The sequence below is a fragment of the Mesorhizobium sp. P5_C1 genome, assembly GCF_054049815.1.
Genome location: NZ_JBFULQ010000536.1, coordinates 1 through 3654, shown reverse-complemented (window position 1 = coordinate 3654; position 3654 = coordinate 1). Strand labels below are relative to the sequence as shown.

Sequence of the window (3654 nt, the reverse complement as noted above, 5' to 3'; positions counted from 1 at the left end):
GCTTCATGGCGCAGACCGGCGACGTCAAGTTCGGTAACATGAAGAAGGGTTTTAGCGCCGAGGCCGTCGGCACCGGCGGTTCCGATCAACCCGACCTGCCGGCCGAATTCTCGCAGACCGAACACTACAAGCGCGGCGTGGTTGGCATGGCCCGCTCGCAGGACCCCAACTCCGCCAATTCGCAGTTCTTCATCATGTTCGCGCCGGCGCCGCCCCTCGATGGCCAATACACCATCGTCGGCACCGTCGTCAGCGGCATGGAACTGGTGGACCACATCAAGAAGGGCGACGAAGCGGACAATGGCACGGTCACCGACCCTGACCGGATGCTCAAGGTGCGCATCGCCGCAGACAAGTAAAGTTGTCGAATAACTCTGTTTTCTGAAAAGGATATCTGACATGGCCGAGATCAAGGACCGCGAAAACGCGCTCATCATGGAGACGACCAAGGGCAACGTCGTCATCGAACTTTTCCCCGACCTGGCGCCCGGCCATGTCGCCCGTATCAAGGAACTGGCACGCGAAGGCKYCTATGACGGCGTGGTCTTCCACCGCGTCATCGACGGCTTCATGGCGCAGACCGGCGACGTCAAGTTCGGCAATTCCAGCAAGCCCTCCTTTGCTCCGTCGCGTGCCGGCATGGGCGGCTCCGACAAGCCCGACCTCAAGGCTGAATTCTCCAATGCCAACCATGGGCGCGGCACCTGTTCGATGGCCCGTTCGCAAAACCCGAACTCGGCCAATTCGCAGTTCTTCATCTGCTTCGACGATGCCGCCTTCCTCAACCGCCAGTACACGGTCTGGGGCCAGGTCATCGAAGGCATGGACAATGTCGACAAGATCAAGCGCGGCGAGCCGGTGCCGGATCCCGACAAGATCGTGTCGCTGAAGGTCGCGGCCGACGTCAAGTAAGGCAAAACGTCAATGATGGGCGTCGTCTGGTCGCTTCTCGGCATCCTGTCCGGCGCCTTCATTGCCATTCAGGCGCCGATCAATTCGCAGTTGGCGCGCGGGCTGGGGCTCCCGGTCGCGGCGGCTGCGTTTTCGTTCCTGTCGGGCGCGGTGGTGCTCGGCATCATTTCCGTCGCGGTGGTGAAGCTGCAAGGCATCACGCTCGACTGGAAGGCGCCGGCACCGTGGCTGTTCATCGCCGGCGGCATGCTTGGCGGCTTCTATGTGACGCTGTCGACGATCCTGACGCCGCGCATCGGCGCCGCCGCCCTGATGGCCTTTCTGGTGGCAGGACAGTTGCTGGCCGGCATGCTTATCGACCGCGTTGGCTTCCTCGGCGTCGCGGTGCGTGAAATCTCGCTCGGCCGCGTCGCCGGCGCGGTGCTGCTGCTGGCCGGAGCGCTGCTCGTCCGGCTCTACTGATGCGCGTCGATCTGTTTGACTTCGACCTACCGGAGGAGCGTATCGCGCTTCGCCCGGCAGAGCCGCGCGACAGCGCCAAGATGCTGGTGATCAAGCCCGGTGAAGGGCTCGAAGACCGGGCGGTTGGCGACCTGCCGTCCCTGCTCAGGGCTAACGACGTTCTGGTCTTCAACGACACCAAGGTCATTCCGGCGCAACTGAAGGGCATCCGACGACGCGGCGAGGCACAGGCTCAGGTCGAAGCCACGCTGCATATGCGCATGGCGCCAGACCGCTGGCTGGCCTTCATGCGGCCGGGCAAGCGCATTGCCGCCGGTGACCGTATCCATTTCGGCCATGATGGCAATTCCTGTTTCCTCGGCCAGCTCGACGCCACCGTGATCGAGAAAGGCGAGGGCGGCGAGGCGCTGCTTGGCTTCGACCTGTCGGGGCCCTTCCTGGACGAAGCGCTGCATGCGGTCGGCCATATTCCGCTGCCGCCTTATATCGCCTCGAAGCGCGACGACGACGAACGCGACCGGGCCGACTACCAGACCATCTATGCCCGGGAAGAAGGCGCCGTTGCCGCACCCACGGCAGGCCTGCATTTCACGCCGGAGCTTTTTGCGGCGCTCGACGCCAAGGGGGTCGAGCGCCGCTTCGTCACCTTGCATGTCGGCGCCGGCACGTTCCTGCCGGTGAAGGCGGATGACACCGCCGACCACAAGATGCACGCCGAGACCGGCTCGGTCAGCGAGGCGACCGCCGACGCGCTCAACGCGGTCAAGGCGAGGGGCGGCCGCATCGTCGCTGTCGGCACGACCTCGCTGCGCCTGCTGGAAAGCGCGGCGCGGGCTGACGGTACCTTGGTTGCATGGTCCGGTCCGACCGACATTTTCATCACGCCCGGCTACCGCTTTCGCACCGCTGACATGTTGATGACCAATTTTCATCTGCCGCGCTCGACCCTGTTCATGCTGGTCTCGGCCTTCAGTGGTCTCGATACGATGCGTGCGGCCTATGCGCATGCCATCGAGAACCGCTACAGGTTCTACTCCTATGGAGACGCAAGCCTGCTTTATCGAGCGGAGATGAGCGATGGACGATGATCTCGTGAGCCTGGACCGCGATGCACTGATCGCGGAAGTGAAGAAATTGCGCACCGGCATTCGCCAGCATCGCGACGCCACCGGCCATGATTTGTGCTGGCATCACCCGGATCTGTGGGACCTGCTGCCGGAGAAGACCGAGCCGTCGATCGCCGTGCCGCCCTGGCCCAGATTCATGCGTGGCTGCATCCAATACCGCCAGTCGCTCGACAAGCAGGCACCTGGCGCCCCGGTTCATGACAAGGAATTCAATGGCTAAGCCGTTCAGCTTCAAGGTTCTGGCGACGGACGGCAAGGCGCGGCGCGGTGTGATCGACATGCCGCGCGGCGAAATCCGCACGCCTGCCTTCATGCCGGTCGGCACCGGCGGTACGGTCAAGACGATGTATATGGACCAGGTGCGCGGCCTTGGCGCCGACATCATCCTGGGCAACACCTACCATTTGATGCTGCGGCCTGGCGCCGAGCGTGTGGCGCGGCTGGGGGGCTTGCACGAATTCGCCCGCTGGCCGCATCCGATCCTGACTGACAGCGGCGGTTTCCAGGTGATGTCGCTGTCCAAGCTGAGGAAGCTGACCGAAAAAGGCGTCACCTTCCGCTCGCACATTGACGGCGCCGCCTACGAGATGTCGCCGGAGCGCTCGATCGAAATCCAGGGTTTGCTCGATTCCGATATCCAGATGCAGCTCGACGAATGCACGGCGCTACCGGCCGAGTTGAAGGAGATCGAGCGCGCCATGGAGCTGTCGCTGCGCTGGGCAGAGCGCTGCAAGACGGCGTTCGGCGACCAGACGGGCAAGGCGATGTTCGGCATCGTGCAAGGCGGTGACAACGCTGCTCTCAGGGTGCGTTCGGCTCAGGCATTGAGCGCGATGGAGTTGAAGGGTTATGCGGTCGGCGGCCTGGCCGTCGGCGAGCCGCAAGCGGTGATGCTCGAGATGCTCGAGATCACCTGTCCGGAACTGCCTGAAAACAAGCCGCGCTATCTGATGGGCGTCGGCACCCCTGACGATATCCTGAAATCGGTGGCGCGCGGCATCGACATGTTCGATTGCGTGATGCCGACGCGGGCCGGCCGGCACGGCCTTGCCTACACCAGGCGCGGCAAGGTCAATCTGCGCAACGCCCGCCATGCCGACGATCCGCGTCCGCTCGACGAGGAAAGCGACTGCCCGGCGGCGAGGGACTACTC

Annotated in this window: 6 protein-coding genes; all 6 read left to right on the top strand. The window is 63.9% G+C overall.

Annotation, left to right across the window (positions count from 1 at the left end):
- Window positions 1-359 (top strand): peptidylprolyl isomerase (locus tag ACXJ7R_RS27410; protein ID WP_457154555.1); only part of this gene is annotated, 359 nt, incomplete at its 5' end.
- A 40-nt stretch (window positions 360-399) separates the two neighbouring features.
- On the top strand, window positions 400-912 hold the full coding sequence (locus ACXJ7R_RS27405) for a peptidylprolyl isomerase (protein WP_457154554.1): 513 nt from the start codon (window positions 400-402) through the stop codon (window positions 910-912).
- 12 nt (window positions 913-924) lie between these two features.
- Window positions 925-1374, top strand: coding sequence for a DMT family transporter (locus ACXJ7R_RS27400; protein WP_457154553.1), 450 nt, complete (start codon window positions 925-927; stop codon window positions 1372-1374).
- Window positions 1374-2462, top strand: coding sequence for a tRNA preQ1(34) S-adenosylmethionine ribosyltransferase-isomerase QueA (gene queA, locus ACXJ7R_RS27395; protein ID WP_457154552.1), 1089 nt, complete (start codon window positions 1374-1376; stop codon window positions 2460-2462). Before ACXJ7R_RS27400 ends, queA begins: the two co-directional genes overlap by 1 nt.
- A complete protein-coding gene (locus ACXJ7R_RS27390) occupies window positions 2452-2721 on the top strand; it encodes a hypothetical protein (RefSeq protein ID WP_457154551.1) in 270 nt (89 codons plus the stop codon). The genes queA and ACXJ7R_RS27390 overlap by 11 nt, the downstream gene beginning before the upstream one ends.
- A partial coding sequence (tgt, locus tag ACXJ7R_RS27385; RefSeq protein ID WP_457154550.1) for a tRNA guanosine(34) transglycosylase Tgt occupies window positions 2714-3654 on the top strand: 941 nt, incomplete at its 3' end. The genes ACXJ7R_RS27390 and tgt, both read left to right, overlap by 8 nt.